This is a genomic window from Streptomyces sp. NPDC002835, from assembly GCF_053591995.1.
Map to the genome: position 1 here is coordinate 1 of NZ_JBSFUW010000044.1, position 16857 is coordinate 16857.

Below are 16857 nucleotides of genomic sequence, written 5' to 3' on the forward strand. Positions count from 1 at the left end.
GCCCGCGCCCGGGTGGGCCGGCCGCCCCCCCCCCCGCCGCCGCCCCCCGCCCCCCCCCCCCCCCGGGGGGGGGGGGGGCCCCCCCCCCGGCCCCCCCCCCCCGCCGAGGACGTCCGGGCCGGCCGGTTTCCCCGCCCGGCCCGGACATCAGGATCAGGCGAGGTCGAACCGGTCCAGGTTCATGACCTTGTCCCACGCGGCGACGAAGTCGTTCACGAACTTCTCCTTCGCGTCGTCGCTCGCGTAGACCTCCGCGAGCGCCCGCAGCTCGGAGTTCGACCCGAAGACCAGGTCGGCCCGGGTGCCGGTCCACTTGACCTGGCCCGTGCCGTCGCGGCCCTCGAAGGTGTTCGCGTCCTCGGACGTCGCCTGCCACGTCGTGCCCAGGTCGAGCAGGTTGACGAAGAAGTCGTTGGTCAGCGTCCCGGGGGACTCGGTGAAGACGCCGAGCGGCGACTGCTGGAGGTTCGCGCCCAGTACGCGCAGACCGCCGACGAGGACCGTCATCTCGGGGGCGCTGAGGGTCAGCAGGTTCGCCCGGTCGAGCAGCAGGTACTCGGCCGGCAGCCGGTTGCCCTTGCCGAGGTAGTTGCGGAACCCGTCCGCGGTCGGCTCCAGCGCGGCGAACGACTCCACGTCGGTCTGCTCCTGCGTCGCGTCCACGCGGCCCGGCGTGAAGGGCACCTGGACGTCGAAGCCGGCGTCCTTGGCGGCCTGCTCGACGGCGGCGGCGCCGGCGAGCACGATCAGGTCCGCGAGCGAGACCCGCTTGCCGCCGGTCTGCGCGGAGTTGAAGGACTCCTGGACGCCCTCCAGGGTCCGCAGCACCGTCGCCAGCTGGTCGGGGTCGTTGACCTCCCAGCCGTTCTGCGGCTGGAGGCGGATGCGCGCGCCGTTGGCGCCGCCGCGCTTGTCGCTGCCGCGGAAGGACGAGGCCGACGCCCAGGCGGTGGACACGAGCTGCGACACCGTCAGGTCGGTGGCGAGGACGCGGCTCTTGAGGTCGGCGACGTCCGCGGCGTCGACGAGCTCGTGCGTGACCTCGGGGAGCGGGTCCTGCCACAGCTGGGTCTCGCTCGGGACCTCCGGGCCGAGGTAGCGCACGACCGGACCAAGGTCACGGTGGGTGAGCTTGTACCACGCCCGGGCGAAGGCGTCCGCGAACTCGTCGGGGTTCTCGAGGAAGCGCCGCGAGATCTGCTCGTACGCCGGGTCGACGCGGAGCGACAGGTCGGTCGTCAGCATCGTCGGGGCGTGGGTCTTCGACGGGTCGTGGGCGTCGGGCACGGTGCCCGCGCCGCCGCCGTCCTTCGGCCGCCACTGGTGCGCGCCGGCGGGGCTCTTGAACAGCTCCCACTCGTGGCCGAACAGGATCTCGAAGAAGCTGTTGTCCCAGGTGGTCGGGGTGTCCGTCCAGACTCCCTCGAGACCGCTGGTGATCGTGTCGCCGCCCTTGCCCGTGCCGTGGCCGTTCCGCCAGCCGAGGCCCTGCTCCTCGAGTGGGGCGGCCTCGGGGGCGGGGCCGACGGCGTCGGCCGGGCCCGCGCCGTGGGCCTTGCCGAAGGTGTGACCGCCGGCGATGAGGGCGACCGTCTCCTCGTCGTTCATGGCCATCCGGCGGAACGTCTCACGGATGTCGCGGGCCGCGGCCAGCGGGTCCGGATTGCCGTTCGGGCCCTCGGGGTTGACGTAGATGAGGCCCATCTGCACCGCGCCGAGCGGGCTCTCCAGCTCCCGGTCGCCGGTGTAGCGCTCGTCGCCGAGCCAGGTGGACTCGGGGCCCCAGTAGACGTCCTCCTCGGGCTCCCACACGTCCTCACGGCCGCCGGCGAAGCCGAAGGTCTCGAAGCCCATCGACTCCAGGGCGACGTTGCCGGCCAGGATCATCAGGTCGGCCCAGGACAGCGCCTGGCCGTACTTCTTCTTGACCGGCCACAGCAGACGGCGGGCCTTGTCGAGGTTTCCGTTGTCCGGCCAGCTGTTGAGCGGGGCGAAGCGCTGCTGGCCCGCACCGGCGCCGCCGCGGCCGTCGCTTATCCGGTAGGTGCCCGCGCTGTGCCAGGCCATCCGGACCATGAGGGGGCCGTAGTGGCCGAAGTCGGCGGGCCACCAGTCCTGGGAGGTCGTCAGCACCTCCGCGATGTCCTGTTTCACGGCCGGGAGGTCGAGGGACCGGAACGCCGCGGCGTAGTCGAACTCCTCACCGAGCGGGTTCGCCACGGCCGGGTTCTTGGCGAGGATCTTCAGGTTGAGCCGCTCCGACCACCACTGGCGGTTTCCGCCGCCCTGGGTCGGGTGCGGGGCGCGCCCGTGCGCGACCGGGCAACCGCCCCCTCCGCCCTCCGTCTTCGGGTCTGTGACGATTGCATCCGGGTTCTCGGACATGGGAATCCTTTCGAGCGGGGCGGGATCGTGGTGCTCGGCAGTCACCGGCGGTGGAACGGCCGGGGCGCGTGAGCCCATTGAAGGGCCCGGCTTGCCCGACCGGTCCGACGTGGCGTGGGGCGCCCCTCGCAGGGAGGGGAAACGGCTTCCTCGCGGAGAGGGGGTACGGCTCTCTGCGCGGGGGACGGGGGCGGAGGGCTTCGACGACGGTCCGCGGCGACGCACCGCCTGCGCGACAGACAGCGACACCGGGGCCACCACGCCGACGCGGAGTGGTCCCGGCTCGCAAGGCCGTCGGCGGCATGACGTGAACGGCCGTCAGTCGCGGTCCCGCAACGCCGTGCTGCTGCTCGGCGGTGGTCCTGTCATGTCTCAGTCTCCTGCCGTAACGAAGGCTCCGGCGCCCTTGGCTATTGCCGGAACCGATCCTACGATGGACACAGTCCAGGTCAAGAAGTTTCCGCGTTTCATATCCCATCGGGATCCGGACACTGGCCGGTAAACTTCGGGTATTCCGCCGAGCCTGAATAGGTGAACCGATATGAGTGACCTGCTGCAGCGACTGCGAGGACGCGGCTGGCGGGTGACCTCCCAGCGGCGCGTCGTCGCGGAGGTCCTCGACGGCGACCACGTACATCTCACCGCCGACGAGGTGCACGCCCGCGCGGCCCAGCTGCTTCCCGAGATCTCCCGGGCGACCGTCTACAACACCCTGGGCGAACTGGTCTCCCTCGGCGAGGTCCTGGAGGTTGCCACCGACGGCCGCGCCAAGCGCTACGACCCCAACGCGCACCGGCCGCACCACCATCTGATCTGCTCCCGCTGCGGCACCATCCGGGACGTCCACCCGACCGGCGATCCGCTCGCCGACCTGCCGGCGGAGGAGCGGTTCGGCTTCACGGTGTCGGAGGTCGAGATCACCTACCGGGGCGTCTGCTCCTCCTGCGCCTGACGCCGGGGCCTCAGGCGGCGGACCGCCCTGCCGCGTCGGCGGCGCGGCATGAGGAGCCCGCGCGCCACCGTGTGGGCGGTGTGCGCGCGGGTGCGGGTGTCCTTCGGTCCGTCAGGCGCGGAGGGGGCCCTCGCAGGTGTATTCCGACGTGCCCGCCCGTCCGCCGGACCAGATGTCCACGTCGTCGAACGAGCAGTTCATGTCGGTCAGGTTGTTGTCGCCGCCCGCGGCGCGGTCTAGGAGGAAGTGGTCGACCGTCTCCGACATGTCCTTGAAGACGAGGTCGGCGTCGCCGGCGTCGGTCAGGTTCGCGGTGACGCGGCCGGTGCAGACGAACCGGGGACGCTCGGCCGTGCCGCTGCCGTGGCAGGCGGGGATGCTGCCGGTCGTCGCGACGAAGGACGCGCGGACCGCGTCGGCCGAGTCGTCGTGCAGCCGGTCCACGGGGACGTAGCCGGTGTCCGGCACGAACAGTTCGTCGACGTGGGCGATCTGCGCGTCGAGGAAGGCGTCGTACGCGCTCTGCAGCCCCGCGTCCTTGCCGAGCCGGTCGCGCCAGGCGTCGAAGGCGGCCGGATCGTCGGCGCGCAGGCTGCCGTACATCTCCCGCAGCAGGGAGGGGCGCTCGGTCCAGAGGAACTCGAAGAAGGTGCCCGCGTAGTCGTAGAAGCGGAAGCCGTCGCCGGCGTACGTGGCGTGCAGCAGCCGGTCCACCGTCATGCGCGGTCCGCCCTTCGCTGTGTCGTCGATGACGCCCTGCACGAGCGACTTGCGCACCTTGACACCGTCACTGCGGCTGGCCCCGGCGAAGAACTCCGCGGTGCCCTCGTCCATCGCCGTGGTCCGGTCGCCCTCGTACCAGGGGCCCTCGCCGAAGAAGCCGGGCACCGCCCAGCGGCCGTTGAGGTAGTGACCGTACTCGTGGCGGAACAGCTCCTCCAGGGTCAGCGAGGAGTCCTGCGGCACCCGGCGCTGGTACGTGTAGAAGGTCGCGCCCTTCTCGATGTAGATGCCGCCGTTGTCGGTTCCCATGCCGGTCAGGAGCGGGTGGAAGATCTCGTACTCCTTGCGGGAGGAGTACAGCACGATGTTCAGGGCGGAGTTCGGGTCCCCGGCGAGCGGCTCCTCACTGCCGACCACGCGGTGGAACTGCGCCTTGACCTGCTTGCTCGCGTAGTACAACTGGTCGACGGTGGCCCGGTCGAGGCCGGTGCGGACCCTGATGCGGTCGGTGCCGTCGACACCGTAGACGTACGTGTGCGGGAAGAGACGCTTCTCGATGTCGGACGCGCACACGTGGTACCGGGCGCAGGCCTTGTACACGCCCAGCCAGCCGGCGACCTTCGCCCAGGGGGCACTGCTGTCACCGAAGGTGCGCGCCGTGACGCCAAGAAGCGTGCCGAGGCCGGAGACGGTCTCGGTGCGCAGTCCGTCGATCTGGCCGAAGCGGCCGTACTCGCTCAGCGCGTCACGCACGACCCAGGCGTTGGGCCGGTCCTTGAGGTGGGTGTGGCGGGCGAAGGCCCGGAAGGCTGCCCGGTAGGACGGGGACGCCTTCGCCGCGGCGTGGAAGGCGGTGTCCTGGTTGCCGGGGTAGACGCCGAGGTAGTTCAGGCTGAGCGCGGCGAGGGCGGCCCCGGCCCATGAAGTGTCCTGTGCGGTGTCGGGGTGCCGGGTGTCCATGGTGGCCAGCACCCGCTTCACAAGCCCGAGTTGGTACTGGCGCAGGCCGGGTGCCGAGGCGGCGTAGAGCGCTTCGCGGAGGCTCTGCGCGTTGGTGCCGGTGGCGTCGAAGGTGCGGGACGCCGAGCCGAAGCGGGCGACGGCACGGCGCATGGTGGTCAGGGTCGGCGTGTCGGTGACGTCGATCTCGTCGCGCGAGAAGTCGTGGTAGGCGACGGCGTGGAGATACGTGAACATCTCCAGCAGGTGGCTGCCGTTCCTGCCGTCGTGGGAGTCGGCGAGGCCGGTGGCGCGGCGGGAGACGGCCTGGACGTGCGCGTCCGACATGACCGGGACGAGGCGCTGGTCCCAGGTCCACAGGATGGAGCGAAGGCAGCCGTCGGCGGTGACGGCGGGGTCGGCGAGGAAGTCCGCGAACTGCCCAGGGGTGAGGCCCGTGACGCCGTCGAGCGTGCAGGGCGCATGCGCCGCGCCGACCTCGGCCTTGCCCTTCTGTTCCGGGGTACGGGGTCCGGGGACGCGGCCGCCGGTGATGCCGCCCGGGGCCGGCAGCGGACGGGCGGCTCGAGGGTCCGGGGCCTCGGCCAGGCGGTCCACCTTGTCGGTGGGGTCCGTCTGGGATGCCGCCCGTGTCGCAGAGGGCGTGACGGGAGTCGTGGGGGCGGGTTCGGCCGCGGGGGCGGGCTGGACGGCCGTCACGCAGAGTGTGAGTGCTGTCGCGGCGGTGAGCAGGCCTGCGCGCAGGGATCTGCGCGCGACGGGGCGCGGACGTGGGCGTGGGTTTCTGGGCTGGAACACATCGGCTCCTGTGTGGGAGGTGGCAAGAGGTGCGCTGTGCGGCGGAAGGCGTTTCGGGCGTCAACTGCCGTGGCGCGAGCGCCAGTTGAAGGTGCGGCGCTATGTGATGCGTAACGTAGTAATGTGAAATGGCACTGTAAAGAGCTGTGCACCGCGGATCGCGGTTCGTGCCCCGGTCAGGGGGTCTCGGGGAAGTGGCAGGCCACCTGACGGACCTCGCCGGGGGCCGGAGGCCCGAGCTCCGGCGTCTCGGTCCGGCAGATCTGCCGCGCCTTCGGGCAGCGGGGGTGGAAGGCGCAGCCCGGCGGGGGAGAGGCCGGATTCGGCGGATCGCCGAGCAGCGTGATCCGCTCGCGGGCCCGCTCACGCACCGGGTCGGGCAGCGGTACGGCGGACAGCAGGGACCGCGTGTAGGGGTGGGCCGGGGCGTCGTACACCCGCTCCTTGGGGCCGATCTCGACGATGCGGCCCAGATACATCACGGCGACCCGGTCGCACACCCGCTTGACCACCGAGAGATCGTGGGCGATGAAGAGGTAGGCGAGAGAGAGGTCCCGTTGCAGCCGGCCCATCAGGTTGACGATCTGGGCCTGTACGGAGACGTCGAGCGCGGAGACCGGTTCGTCCGCGACGATCAGGCGCGGGCTTGTGGCCAGTGCACGGGCGATGCCGATGCGCTGGGCCTGGCCGCCGGAGAACTCGTGCGGATAGCGGTCGATGTGCTCGGGGATCAGTCCGACGAGCTCCATCAGCTCGGCGGCCCTGCGGCGCGCGTCGGCGGCCCCACTGCCCTGGACCAGAAGGGGGTCGGAGATGATCCGGGCCACGGTCTGGCGCGGGTTGAGGGAGGAGTGCGGATCCTGGAACACCATCTGGATCTCCCGCCGCAGCGGCCTCAGCTCGCGCTGCGAGAGACGGCTGATGTCGCGGCCGTCGTACGTGACCGAGCCGCCGGTCGGTTCCAGGAGACGCACGATCATCCGGCCCGTGGTCGACTTTCCGCAGCCGGATTCCCCCACCAGGCCGAGGGTCTCGCCCCTCGCCACATCGAAGCCGACTTTGTCGACGGCCCGCACGTGCCTGGCCGAGCGACCCCGCCCGCCGTGGAACGTCATGGTCAGATCCCGTAGCCGACGCGGGCGGCGTCGACGTACTCGCGGTGCTTGAGCGAGAGCGTCTGTCCGCGTACGACGCGGGCGATGCCGGGCCAGCCGAAGAGGCCGATGACCGCGGTCATCAGCACGATCCGGTTGACGTCGCGGGCCACGGACATCATCGCGATCATGAAGATGAGGGACGGGAAGGACATGGTGAGGTCCATCAGCCGGGAGAGCACGGCGTCGGTGGTGCCGCCGAAGTAGCCGGCCGCGGTGCCGGCCGCGACACCCGTGACGACGACGATGGCGGTGGCGGCGAAGGCGATGAGCAGCGAGACCCGGGCACCGTGCACGACCCGGGCGAACAGGTCGCGGCCGGTGACGGGTTCGACACCGAGCCAGTGCTCGGCGGAGACGCCGCCGAGCGGTCCGACGGGCTGCCCGCCGAGATAGGGGTCGACGGCGTTCTTGTCGAACTCTTCGGGGCCCCAGCCGCTCAGCGCGCTGAGCAGCGGAGCTGCCACCGCCATGAACACGAAGAGGGCCACCACGGCGAGGGAGAGTTTCACCGAGGTCCGGCGGCGCAGTTCCGCGCGAGCGAGCTGCCAGGGGCCGCTGCCCGGGGGGACGGTCCGGGATTCGATGGCTGCCACAGCGGCCGGCTCTCAGCGGCCGCTCCGGGAGGGTTCCTTGAGACCGACGGTGGCGTAGTCGATCTGGCCGCCGAAGGAGCTGTGGCCGAAGGCGCCGGCGATGTTGGTGCCGAGCAGCAGCGGCATGCGCTCGATGACGGCGGGCGCGGTCGGGGCCTTGGCGAGGATCCGTCCGTCCAGGTCCTGCCAGGCATTGGCGGCCTGCCGGGCGTCGGTCATGGCGGCGATCTCGTCCATCCGCTGCATGGTCGCCGGGTCGCGGAAGAGCGAGTGGTTGCCGGAGTTGCCCTTCTCCTTGATGTAGCGGCCGTCGAAGACGAAGGGCAGGAAGGTGGAGCCGGACGGGTAGTCCGGGCACCAGCCCGTGTAGACGAGGTCGGTGCGGTTCCCGATGTCGCCGATGCTGTCGTAGAAGGCGGACGGGTCGACGGTCTCGATGGTGACCTTGATCCCGGCCCGGCCGAGCGACTGCTGGATCGCCTCGCCGACGCCCTTGTCGCCACTGGACACGGTGATGCTGGTGGTGAAGCCGTTTGGGCGGCCGGCCTCCCTGAGGAGCTGCTCGGCCTTCGCCACGTCGCCGGCGAGGGGGATCTTCAGGGTGTCGGGCTGTTTGCCGCCGAAGAGGGAGCCCGGCATGAGGGCTGTGGCCGGGTCGTTCAACGCCGGACCGCCGGATGCGGTCAGTACGGCCTCGCGGTCGAGGGCGTACTGCACGGCCTGACGGGCCTTCACTTGGTCGAACGGCGCACGGCCCGTGTGCATCTGGAGCATCTCTGTGCAGTTGGTGGACTCGGCGAGCAGCCGTCGCCTGACGTCGGCCTTGGTCAGCACCTTGGGGATGCTTTCCGGGCGCAGCTTCCCCCAGGGAACGGCGGAGGCGTCGGCGCCGGAGGAGGCGATGAGGCGGTCGTCGATCTGGTTGCCCTTCAGGCCCATCGTCACGACGATCCTGTCCGGGTACGCCTTGCGCACGGTGTCGGAGTCGGGGTCCCAGTGAGGGTTGCGGACCAGCACCAGCTGCTTGTCCCTGGCGTACGACTCGATCCTGTACGGGCCCGAGGAGAAGGGACGGCTGTCGTACCGGGGGCCCATGTCGCGCGACTTCGGGACCGGAGCGAACGTCGGCAGCGCGGTGGCGTAGGGGAACTCGGCGAAAGGTTTGCGCAGTTCGAAGGTGATCGTGTGGTCGTCGGGCACCTTGACGGAGCCGAGGTGCTCGCCCTGGGCCGGGCCCCGGAAGTCATCGGCGCCGGCGAGGTAGCGGGCCGCGTAGTCGGGGCCGCCGGGCAGGTCGGGAGAGAAGGACCGCTCCACGTTGTACTTGATGTCGTGGGCGGTGACGGGCGACCCGTCCTCGTACTTCAGCCCCTTCTTGAGCCTGAACGTCCAGGTCCTGGCCCCGTTGGAGGAGGTGCCGAGGTCCTCGGCCAGGTCGGGGGTCAGCTCCCCGCCGTCGGCTCCGGGTTCGGCCCGGTACGTCACGAGGGTGCGGTAGAGCAGCCGGGTGCCGAAGTCCATGTCGCCCATGACCCAGTTGCGGGCGGGGTCGAGGTGGGTGAAGTCCTGGTTGGACAGGACGGTGAGGGTGCCGCCCTTCACGGGTGTGCCGCCGATGACGGCGCCCTGGTTGGCGAGGGCGGGATTCGTGCCCCGGCCCCTGCCGTCCGTGGCGTGGGTGTCGCCGGAGCAGCCCGCCGTGCCGAGGGCCAGGGCCGCCACCAGCGAGAAGGCGAGGGCGGTGCAGGTGCGCTTGTTCATCAGTGGTCACTCCGTGAACAGTCGGACAGCCCGAACGGCTGGGGTGTGACCGGTAACATAGTAATGTGAAATTGTACTCAACAAGTGGCGTGCGCGAATCAAGGAGGAAGCATGACGGGATCCATCGCCCGGGCCCACCGGACGGTCAGTCACGATCTGCCCGAATCCGAGGAGTTGGCGCAGTTCATGGCCGGGAACTGGATGGCGTCCCGGCTCCCCGACCCGGTCCGGCCTTCCGTCGCCGGCCTCACGCCCGTCCGTCGCGGCCGGCTGTCGGCCCGCTTCCCCGGTGAGCGGCTGATCGTCCCCGCGGGGGAGCTCAAGGTCCGCTCGAACGACTGCGACCACCGCTTCCGGCCGCACAGCGCGTACGCCTGGCTCACCGGCCTGACCGGCGAGGAGCAGGCCGGGCATGTGCTGGTCATGGAGCCGAACGGGCCGCACGGGCACGAGCCGGTGCTGTACGTACGGCCGCGCTCACCGCGCACCGACGCCGGCTTCTACCGGGACCGCCGCTACGGCGAATTCTGGGTCGGCCGGCGCCCCGATCTGGCCGAGGCCGAGCACATGACCGGAATCCGCTGTGTCGCTCTGGACGTGCAGGGGGCACTGCCGCCGGGCCGGGACGCTTCCACCGACGCCGAACTCGCGTCCGCACTGAGCGAGTTGAGACTCGTCAAAGATGCCTGGGAGGTGGAGCAGCTCCAACTCGCCGTGGACCACACCACCGCGGGCTTCGAGGACGTCGTCCGGTCCCTGCCGCGCGCGCTCGCCCATCCGCGCGGCGAGCGCTGGATCGAGGGCGTCTTCGGCCTGCGCGCCCGCGCCGAGGGCAACGGCACCGGCTACGAGACCATCGCGGCGGCCGGCGCCCACGCCTGCGTCCTGCACTGGATACGCAACGATGGCCCCCTGGACGCCCAGCAGTTGCTGCTCCTGGACGCGGGCGTGGAGACGGGCAGCCTGTACACCGCGGACATCACACGCACCGTCCCGCTCTCCGGGCGGTTCTCGCCCGTGCAGCGGCAGGTCTACGAGCTCGTGCTCGCCGCCCAGGACGCGGGCATCGCCGCGCTCAGGCCGGGGGCGCGATTCCGTGACTTCCACCGCGCCGCGATGCAGGTGATCGCGGAGGGGCTCACGGAGTGGGGCGTCCTCAAGAGCCCGGAGGGCGACTTCCACCGGCGATACACCCTGTGCAGCAGCGGGCACATGCTCGGGCTCGACGTCCACGACTGCGCGCAGGCGCGGGCGGACGCCTATCTCGACGGGGTGCTGGAGCAGGGCCAGGTGCTGACGGTCGAACCCGGCCTCTACCTCCAGCCCGACGACGGGACGCTCCCGGCCGAACTGCGCGGGATCGGCGTGCGCATCGAGGACGACCTCGTCATCACGGACGAGGGGGCGCGGCTGATGTCGCAGGCGCTGCCACGCACCCCGGACGCGATCGAGGCATGGATGGGGGCGCTGACGGCGGGGCACTGATCCACAGTCAGGTCCGAGGTTCGGCGGGGGCGGACCTCTTCCCTCCGCGCAGTGCAATGTGAAATATTACTCTCGTGCCCACGAGGAACTCACCGGATCTCATCGTCGTCGGAGCGGGTGTGGTCGGCGCCGCCTGTGCCTACTACGCGGCCCGCTCCGGCCTCTCCGTCACTGTGATCGACCGCGGCCCCGTCGCGGGCGGCACCACGGGAGCCGGAGAGGGAAATCTGCTGGTCTCCGACAAGGAGCCGGGCCCCGAGCTCGAACTGGCCCTGCTGTCCACACGGTTGTGGCGTGAGCTGTCCGACGTGCTGCCGTCCCGTGTCGAGTACGAGGCGAAGGGCGGCCTGGTCGTCGCCTCCGGCGAGGCGTCCCTGGCGGTCCTGCGTGACCTCGCCGCGCGGCAGGAGCGGGCGGGAGTGAAGAACCAGGAGGTCGTCGGCGGCCGGCTCCGCGACCTGGAGCCCCACCTGTCCCCGGGTCTGGCGGGTGGCTTCCACTATCCGCAGGACGCCCAGGTGCAGCCCGCGCTCGCCGCGGCGCATCTGCTGCGCGCCGTGGGCGGGCAGGGCTCCGCCCGGGTCCTCCTGCGGCTGGGGGAGGAGGTCACCGGCGTGCTCAAGGGCCCGAGTGGCGAGGTACGGGGCGTACGGACGGCGGGTGGTGATCTGCACGCCCCCTGTGTGGTGAACGCCGCCGGCGCCTGGGGCGGGCAGCTGGCCGGGCTTGCGGGAGTGGACCTGCCGGTGCTTCCCCGCCGGGGCTTCGTCCTGGTCACCGAGCCGCTGCCGCGTGTGGTACGGCACAAGGTCTACACGGCCGATTACGTCGCCGATGTCGCCAGCGGCGCGGCGGCGCTCCAGACCTCCGCCGTCGTCGAGGGCACCCCGGCGGGGCCGGTCCTGATCGGCGCGAGCCGGGAACGGGTCGGCTTCGACCGCACCCTGTCGGTGGAGGCCCTGCGCCGCCTCGCGGTCCAGGCGACCTGCCTGTTCCCGGTGCTCTCCCGGGTGCGGGCGATACGGACGTACGCCGGTTTCCGCCCGTACCTGCCGGACCATCTGCCCGCGATCGGCCCAGACCCGCGTGTACCCGGCCTGCTGCACGCCTGCGGGCACGAGGGCGCGGGGATAGGGCTCGCCCCTGCCACGGGGATGATCGTCGCTCGCATCCTGTCCGGGACCGGACTCCCCATGGACATCGAGCCGTTCAGGCCGGACCGTTTCGAAACTGCAGCGCCCCGCCCACCGCGGAAGGAGACGTGCCATGACGCGTGACCGCACCCCCGCCGAACTCGTCGGCGCGGCCCCCGAGCCGCCCTCGTTCGAGATCACGTTCGACGGGCGCACGATCCCCGCGCTGCCCGGTCAGTCCGTCGCCGCCGTCCTCTGGTCGGCCGGCGTCCTTGCCTGGCGCACCACGCGCCGGGGCGGCCGCCCGAGCGGAGCCTTCTGCGGCATCGGCCATTGCTACGACTGCCTCGCCGTGATCAACGGGCGGCCCAACAGGCGGGCCTGTCTGGCGCCCGCCCGTCCCGGCGACACGGTCACCACTCAGGAAGGACACGGTCATGCCGAACTCGCCGTCTGACCGGGCCATCGGCGACCCGTCTGCCGCGGTGTACGACCTCGCGGTGATCGGCGCGGGCTGCGCGGGCCTCGCGGGTGCCGTCACCGCATCCGAACAAGGGCTCTCCGTCGCCCTGCTGGACACGGCGGGCCGGATCGGCGGCCAGTTCTACCGCCACCCCGCCCCGGCCCTCGGTGCGGTGCGCCCGGAGGCCCTGCACCACGACTGGTCCGCCTTCGCCGGTCTGCGCGGCCGCCTCGAGGCGAGCGACGCCGTCCATCTCCCCGGGCACCACGTCTGGACCGTGGAGCGGCAGGAGGGGGCGGACGCGCCGTGGACGGTGCACGCGGTCACCGGCGTGGACGGCGACGGCGAGCGCCCCGTGCGGGTTCGGGCCCGTGCGGTCCTGCTCGCGACCGGCGCGTACGAACGCCAACTGCCCTTCCCCGGCTGGACGCTGCCGGGGGTCGTGGGTGCCGCAGGAGCGCAGGCGATGCTGAAATCCGGGCTCGTCCTGCCCGGCAGGCGCGTCGTCGTGGCGGGCAGCGGCCCGCTGCTGCTCGCTGTCGCCGCCTCACTCGCCACGGCCGGGGCTCGCGTTCCCGCGGTGGTGGAGGCGGCCGGTTATCTCGGCTATGCGCGCCGGCCGGCCGTCCTCGCCGCCAACCCGCAGAAGCTGGCCGAGGCCGTGGTCCACGGTGCGGCTCTGCTCGGGCACGGCGTGCGGCTGCGCACCCGCAGCGCGGTGACCCGGGTCCACGGCACGGACCGGGTGGAGGCGGTCACCGTCTCCCGGATCGACCGTGACTGGCGGCCCGTACGGGGGACGGGCCGCCGGATCGTCTGCGACGCCCTTGCGGTCGGGCACGGTCTCGTCCCGCAGACCGAGCTCGCCACCGGCCTGGGATGCGCGATGCGGCGTACACAGGACGGGACGTACGCCCTGGCGCTGGACGCGCTGCAGCAGACCTCGGTGCCCGGTCTGTGGGCGGCGGGCGAGCCCGGTGGCATCGGCGGCGCGCAACTCGCCCGGGTGGAAGGCGAGATCGCAGGCATCGCGGTGGCCGCCCAACTGCGCGGCGGGCCCGGACCGGCGCGCGACGGGCGGGTGCGGGAGCTTCGACGGAGGCGTGAGCGCATGCGCGCCTTCGCCGGCGCCATGGCCGCGGTGCACGCGCCGGGGCCGGGCTGGGCCGAGTGGCTGGACGACGCAACGGAAGTGTGCCGCTGCGAGGAGGTGTCGGCGGGCGCCGTCCGTGAGGCGGTCGACGACTACGGCGCCCGTGACGCCCGCACGGTCAAGCTCCTCACCCGCGCGGGCATGGGCTGGTGCCAGGGCCGGGTGTGCGGGGCCGCCGTGACCTGCCTCGCGGCGGGGGAGGGCACCGGGTCCCGGCCGTCGTCTCCCGAGCGCAGACCGCTCGCGGTGCCCGTGCCCCTGGGCGTGCTGGGAGCCCTCGACGAGAGCGCGCCGGACGCCACGCCCACAGGCACGTCCGAACAGCCCGGCACCGCCCGTCCGGACGGCGCCGACGGCCCCGGCGACTGAGAGACGCGGCGCCCCTGCGGGTGTCGCCAACGGCTCGACCAGATGTCACACCTACAAAAGAGGTTCCCGCATGACCGCCACCAGAGCCACCCCCGCATGGACCGCCGACCGCCCCTGGCGCGGCATCATGGTCGCCACCGCTCTCCCCCTGCGCGACGATCTCTCCGTCGACCTCGACGCCTACGCCGAGCACGTCCGCCGGCTCGTCGACGAGGGCTGCGACGGCGTCGTGCCCAACGGTTCCCTCGGCGAGTACCAGACTCTCACCGACGACGAGCGTGCCCGTGTGGTCCGCACCGCCGTCGAGGCTGCGGGCGACGGCGCGCGTGTGATGCCCGGGGTCGCCGCCTACGGCAGCGCGGAGTCCCGCCGCTGGGCGGAGCAGGCAGCCGAGGAGGGCTGCGGAAGCGTGCTGCTGCTGCCGCCGAACGCCTATCGCGCCGACGAGCCGGCGGTGCGCGCCCACTACGCGGAGGTCGCCCGCGTGGGGGTGCCCGTGGTGGGCTACAACAACCCCGTCGACACCAAGGTCGACCTCACCCCCGACCTGCTTGCCCGGCTGCACGGCGACGGCAGCATCGTGGCCGTCAAGGAGTTCAGCGGTGATGTGCGCAGGGCCTACGAAATCGGCGAACTCGCCCCGGACCTCGATCTGCTGATCGGCGCGGACGACGTGCTGCTGGAGCTGGCCCTCGCGGGTGCGGTCGGCTGGATCGCCGGCTACCCGAACGCCTTCCCCGCCACCTGCGCCGAGCTCTACCACGCCGCCGTCTCCTGGCAGCTCGACACCGCAGTGCCCCTCTACAAGTCACTGCACTCGCTGCTGCGCTGGGACTCCAGGACCGAGTTCGTGCAGGCCATCAAGGTGTCCATGGACGTCGTCGGCCGCCGCGGCGGCCCCACCCGTCCGCCGCGTACGCCGTTGCCCGCCGCGGCGGCGGCCGCAGTGCGCGCGGCGACCGAGAAGGCCGTCGCCGACGGCCACCACTGACCAGATCCGCCTCGCAGGAAGGGACGTCCGTGCGGACCCGCCATGTCTTCCACGCCGTCGACACACACACCGAGGGCATGCCCACGCGCGTGATCACCGGGGGCGTCGGGGTGGTCCCCGGCGCCACGATGGCCGAGCGCAGGCTCCACTTCATCGAGCACCTCGACCGTCTGCGCACGCTCCTGATGTACGAGCCGCGCGGCCACGCCTCGATGAGCGGCGCGATACTCCAGCCGCCGACCCGCTCCGACGCCGACTACGGAGTGCTGTACATCGAGGTCTCCGGACTGCTGCCGATGTGCGGGCACGGCACCATCGGCGTGGCCACCGTCCTCGTCGAGACCGGCATGGTCACGGTCACCGAACCCGTCACCACCGTCCGCCTCGACACCCCCGCCGGGCTCGTCTCCGTCGACGTGCAGGTCGAGGACGGTGCGGCCAAGGCGGTCACGCTCACCAACGTCCCCGCGTTCTGCGCCGGCCTGGACCGCAAGGTGGACGTGGCGGGGCACGGGACGGTGACGTACGACCTCGCCTTCGGCGGGAACTTCTACGCCTTCGTCGAACTGGACTCGCTGGGGCTGCCGTTCGACCGGTCCCGCAAGGACGAACTGCTTGCGGCCGGACTCGCCGTCATGGACGCGATCAACGCCTCCCCGGACCGCCCCGTACACCCGGAGCAACCCGAGATCGCGGGGGTCAAGCACGTGTATCTCGCCGCCCCCGACTCTGACGCGCACCGCTCACGCCATGCCATGGCCATCCACCCCGGCTGGTTCGACCGCTCACCGTGCGGCACCGGCACCTCCGCGCGAATGGCGCAGCTGCACGCTCGTGGCGCATTGCCGCTGCACCGCGACTTCATCAACGAGTCCTTCATCGGTACCGAGTTCACCGGCCGGCTCGTGGCGGAGACCGAGGTCGGCGGCGTATCGGCGGTCGTGCCCCGTATCACCGGACGCGCCTGGATCACGGGCACCGCGCAGTACTTCCTCGACCCGGACGACCCCTTCCCCGGAGGGTTTCTCCTGTGACCACCGCCCCGGCCAGGGCGTCCCACGCGCCCCGGCCGACCCTTCCGACGTCCTGGTGCGGCTGTCCGTCCAGCCACCTGCGAAAGCAACGTGACATTGTACGCTGGTGATCCTCTCTCGGCCACGAGGGCACAGGGCGAAGGGAACACCACCACCATGGGCCACCTGAAGCAGCGCAACCTCATCACCGCCAGGGAGCGGCTGCGTGACCAGGTCGCTCACGCCCTGCGCGCCGCGCTCATCTCCGGCGAACTGCGTCCCGGCGAGGTCTACTCCGCGCCCGGCCTCGCCGAGGACTTCGGAATCTCCGCGACACCAGTGCGCGAGGCGATGCTCGACCTGGCCCGGGAGGGCCTCGTCGAGCCGGTCCGCAACAAGGGCTTCCGCGTCACCGAGGTCAACGAGCGCGATCTCGACCAGTACAGCGAGATCCGCATCCTGATCGAGGTCCCCATGGTCCGCCGGATCACCCGAAGTGCCTCCCGCGAAGACCTGGAGGCGCTGCGGCCGGTGGCCGAGGAGATCGTGCGTGCCGCGCGCGAGCACGACCTCATCGGCTATCTCGAGGCCGACCGCCAGTTCCATCTCTCTCTTCTCGCGCTCGCGGGCAACGACCGGCTCGTCGAGACCGTCGGCGATCTGCGCAAGCGTTCGCGACTGTACGGGCTGACCGCACTGGACGAGCGCGACCAGCTGATCCCGTCCGCCGAGGAGCATGTCGAACTGCTCGACCTGATGGTGGCGGGTGACGCGAAGGGCGCCGAGAAGTGCATGGCCCGCCACCTCGGACATGTGCGCTCGCTCTGGGCCGAGGGCGCGCAGGAGAAGGAGCGCCGGTCCGCCGCACCCGGCCCCAGGAGGCAGCTGGGCGCCGCCCGCTGAGCCTGGTCCGCAGACAGA

General features: G+C 71.8%; 12 protein-coding genes and 1 pseudogene. 8 read left to right on the forward strand and 5 right to left on the reverse strand.

Annotated features, from left to right (window positions below):
* Positions 1-153 precede the first annotated feature (153 nt).
* Positions 154-2385, reverse strand: a complete 2232-nt coding sequence (katG, locus tag ACWD01_RS32045; protein WP_451166753.1) for a catalase/peroxidase HPI — start codon at positions 2383-2385, stop codon at positions 154-156.
* 541 nt (positions 2386-2926) lie between these two features.
* Here katG and ACWD01_RS32050 point away from each other — a divergent pair.
* A complete protein-coding gene (locus ACWD01_RS32050) occupies positions 2927-3337 on the forward strand; it encodes a Fur family transcriptional regulator (RefSeq protein WP_451166755.1) in 411 nt (136 codons plus the stop codon).
* A 111-nt stretch (positions 3338-3448) separates the two neighbouring features.
* Here the strand turns inward: ACWD01_RS32050 and ACWD01_RS32055 are convergent, their stop codons facing one another.
* The 4 genes and pseudogenes from ACWD01_RS32055 to ACWD01_RS32070 form a co-directional block, all read right to left on the reverse strand.
* Positions 3449-5764, reverse strand: a complete 2316-nt coding sequence (locus tag ACWD01_RS32055; protein ID WP_451166832.1) for a collagenase — start codon at positions 5762-5764, stop codon at positions 3449-3451.
* Between the two features lie 230 nt (positions 5765-5994).
* Entirely contained in the window at positions 5995-6933 is a 939-nt protein-coding gene (locus tag ACWD01_RS32060) for an ABC transporter ATP-binding protein (protein WP_451166757.1), read from the reverse strand.
* Positions 6934-6947: 14 nt separating this feature from the next.
* Positions 6948-7568 (reverse strand): annotated as a pseudogene (locus ACWD01_RS32065) (ABC transporter permease); the annotation flags it as partial.
* A 12-nt stretch (positions 7569-7580) separates the two neighbouring features.
* Complete coding sequence (locus ACWD01_RS32070; RefSeq protein WP_451166759.1) at positions 7581-9329, reverse strand: ABC transporter substrate-binding protein; 1749 nt, start codon at positions 9327-9329, stop codon at positions 7581-7583.
* Positions 9330-9440: 111 nt separating this feature from the next.
* Between ACWD01_RS32070 and ACWD01_RS32075 the strand changes: the two genes are divergently transcribed.
* The 7 genes from ACWD01_RS32075 (at position 9441) to ACWD01_RS32105 (ending at position 16839) form a co-directional block, all read left to right on the forward strand.
* Positions 9441-10814, forward strand: a complete 1374-nt coding sequence (locus ACWD01_RS32075) for an aminopeptidase P family protein (RefSeq protein ID WP_451166761.1) — start codon at positions 9441-9443, stop codon at positions 10812-10814.
* Positions 10815-10888: 74 nt separating this feature from the next.
* Positions 10889-12091, forward strand: a complete 1203-nt coding sequence (locus ACWD01_RS32080; protein WP_451166763.1) for an NAD(P)/FAD-dependent oxidoreductase — start codon at positions 10889-10891, stop codon at positions 12089-12091.
* Positions 12081-12404: a (2Fe-2S)-binding protein gene (locus tag ACWD01_RS32085; RefSeq protein ID WP_451166765.1), complete on the forward strand. Its 324-nt coding sequence runs from the start codon at positions 12081-12083 to the stop codon at positions 12402-12404. The genes ACWD01_RS32080 and ACWD01_RS32085 overlap by 11 nt, the downstream gene beginning before the upstream one ends.
* Entirely contained in the window at positions 12385-13932 is a 1548-nt protein-coding gene (locus ACWD01_RS32090; protein WP_451166766.1) for an FAD/NAD(P)-dependent oxidoreductase, read from the forward strand. Before ACWD01_RS32085 ends, ACWD01_RS32090 begins: the two co-directional genes overlap by 20 nt.
* 70 nt (positions 13933-14002) lie before the next feature.
* Positions 14003-14923 (forward strand): dihydrodipicolinate synthase family protein, encoded by a 921-nt coding sequence (locus ACWD01_RS32095; RefSeq protein WP_451166768.1) that lies wholly within the window; start codon positions 14003-14005, stop codon positions 14921-14923.
* Positions 14924-14952: 29 nt separating this feature from the next.
* Positions 14953-15957, forward strand: a complete 1005-nt coding sequence (locus ACWD01_RS32100) for a proline racemase family protein (RefSeq protein WP_451166769.1) — start codon at positions 14953-14955, stop codon at positions 15955-15957.
* A gap of 156 nt (positions 15958-16113) precedes the next feature.
* A complete protein-coding gene (locus ACWD01_RS32105; protein WP_451166771.1) occupies positions 16114-16839 on the forward strand; it encodes a GntR family transcriptional regulator in 726 nt (241 codons plus the stop codon).
* The last annotated feature ends 18 nt before the right edge of the window (positions 16840-16857 follow it).

Coding starts and splice junctions, on each gene's coding strand:
- ACWD01_RS32050 (WP_451166755.1), top strand. CDS start 2,927: ATGAGTGACCTGCTGCAGCGACTGCGAGGACGCGGCTGGCGGGTGACC.
- ACWD01_RS32105 (WP_451166771.1), top strand. CDS start 16,114: ATGGGCCACCTGAAGCAGCGCAACCTCATCACCGCCAGGGAGCGGCTG.
- katG (WP_451166753.1), bottom strand. CDS start 2,385: ATGTCCGAGAACCCGGATGCAATCGTCACAGACCCGAAGACGGAGGGC.
- ACWD01_RS32090 (WP_451166766.1), top strand. CDS start 12,385: ATGCCGAACTCGCCGTCTGACCGGGCCATCGGCGACCCGTCTGCCGCG.
- ACWD01_RS32075 (WP_451166761.1), top strand. CDS start 9,441: ATGACGGGATCCATCGCCCGGGCCCACCGGACGGTCAGTCACGATCTG.
- ACWD01_RS32060 (WP_451166757.1), bottom strand. CDS start 6,933: ATGACGTTCCACGGCGGGCGGGGTCGCTCGGCCAGGCACGTGCGGGCC.
- ACWD01_RS32095 (WP_451166768.1), top strand. CDS start 14,003: ATGACCGCCACCAGAGCCACCCCCGCATGGACCGCCGACCGCCCCTGG.
- ACWD01_RS32070 (WP_451166759.1), bottom strand. CDS start 9,329: ATGAACAAGCGCACCTGCACCGCCCTCGCCTTCTCGCTGGTGGCGGCC.
- ACWD01_RS32085 (WP_451166765.1), top strand. CDS start 12,081: ATGACGCGTGACCGCACCCCCGCCGAACTCGTCGGCGCGGCCCCCGAG.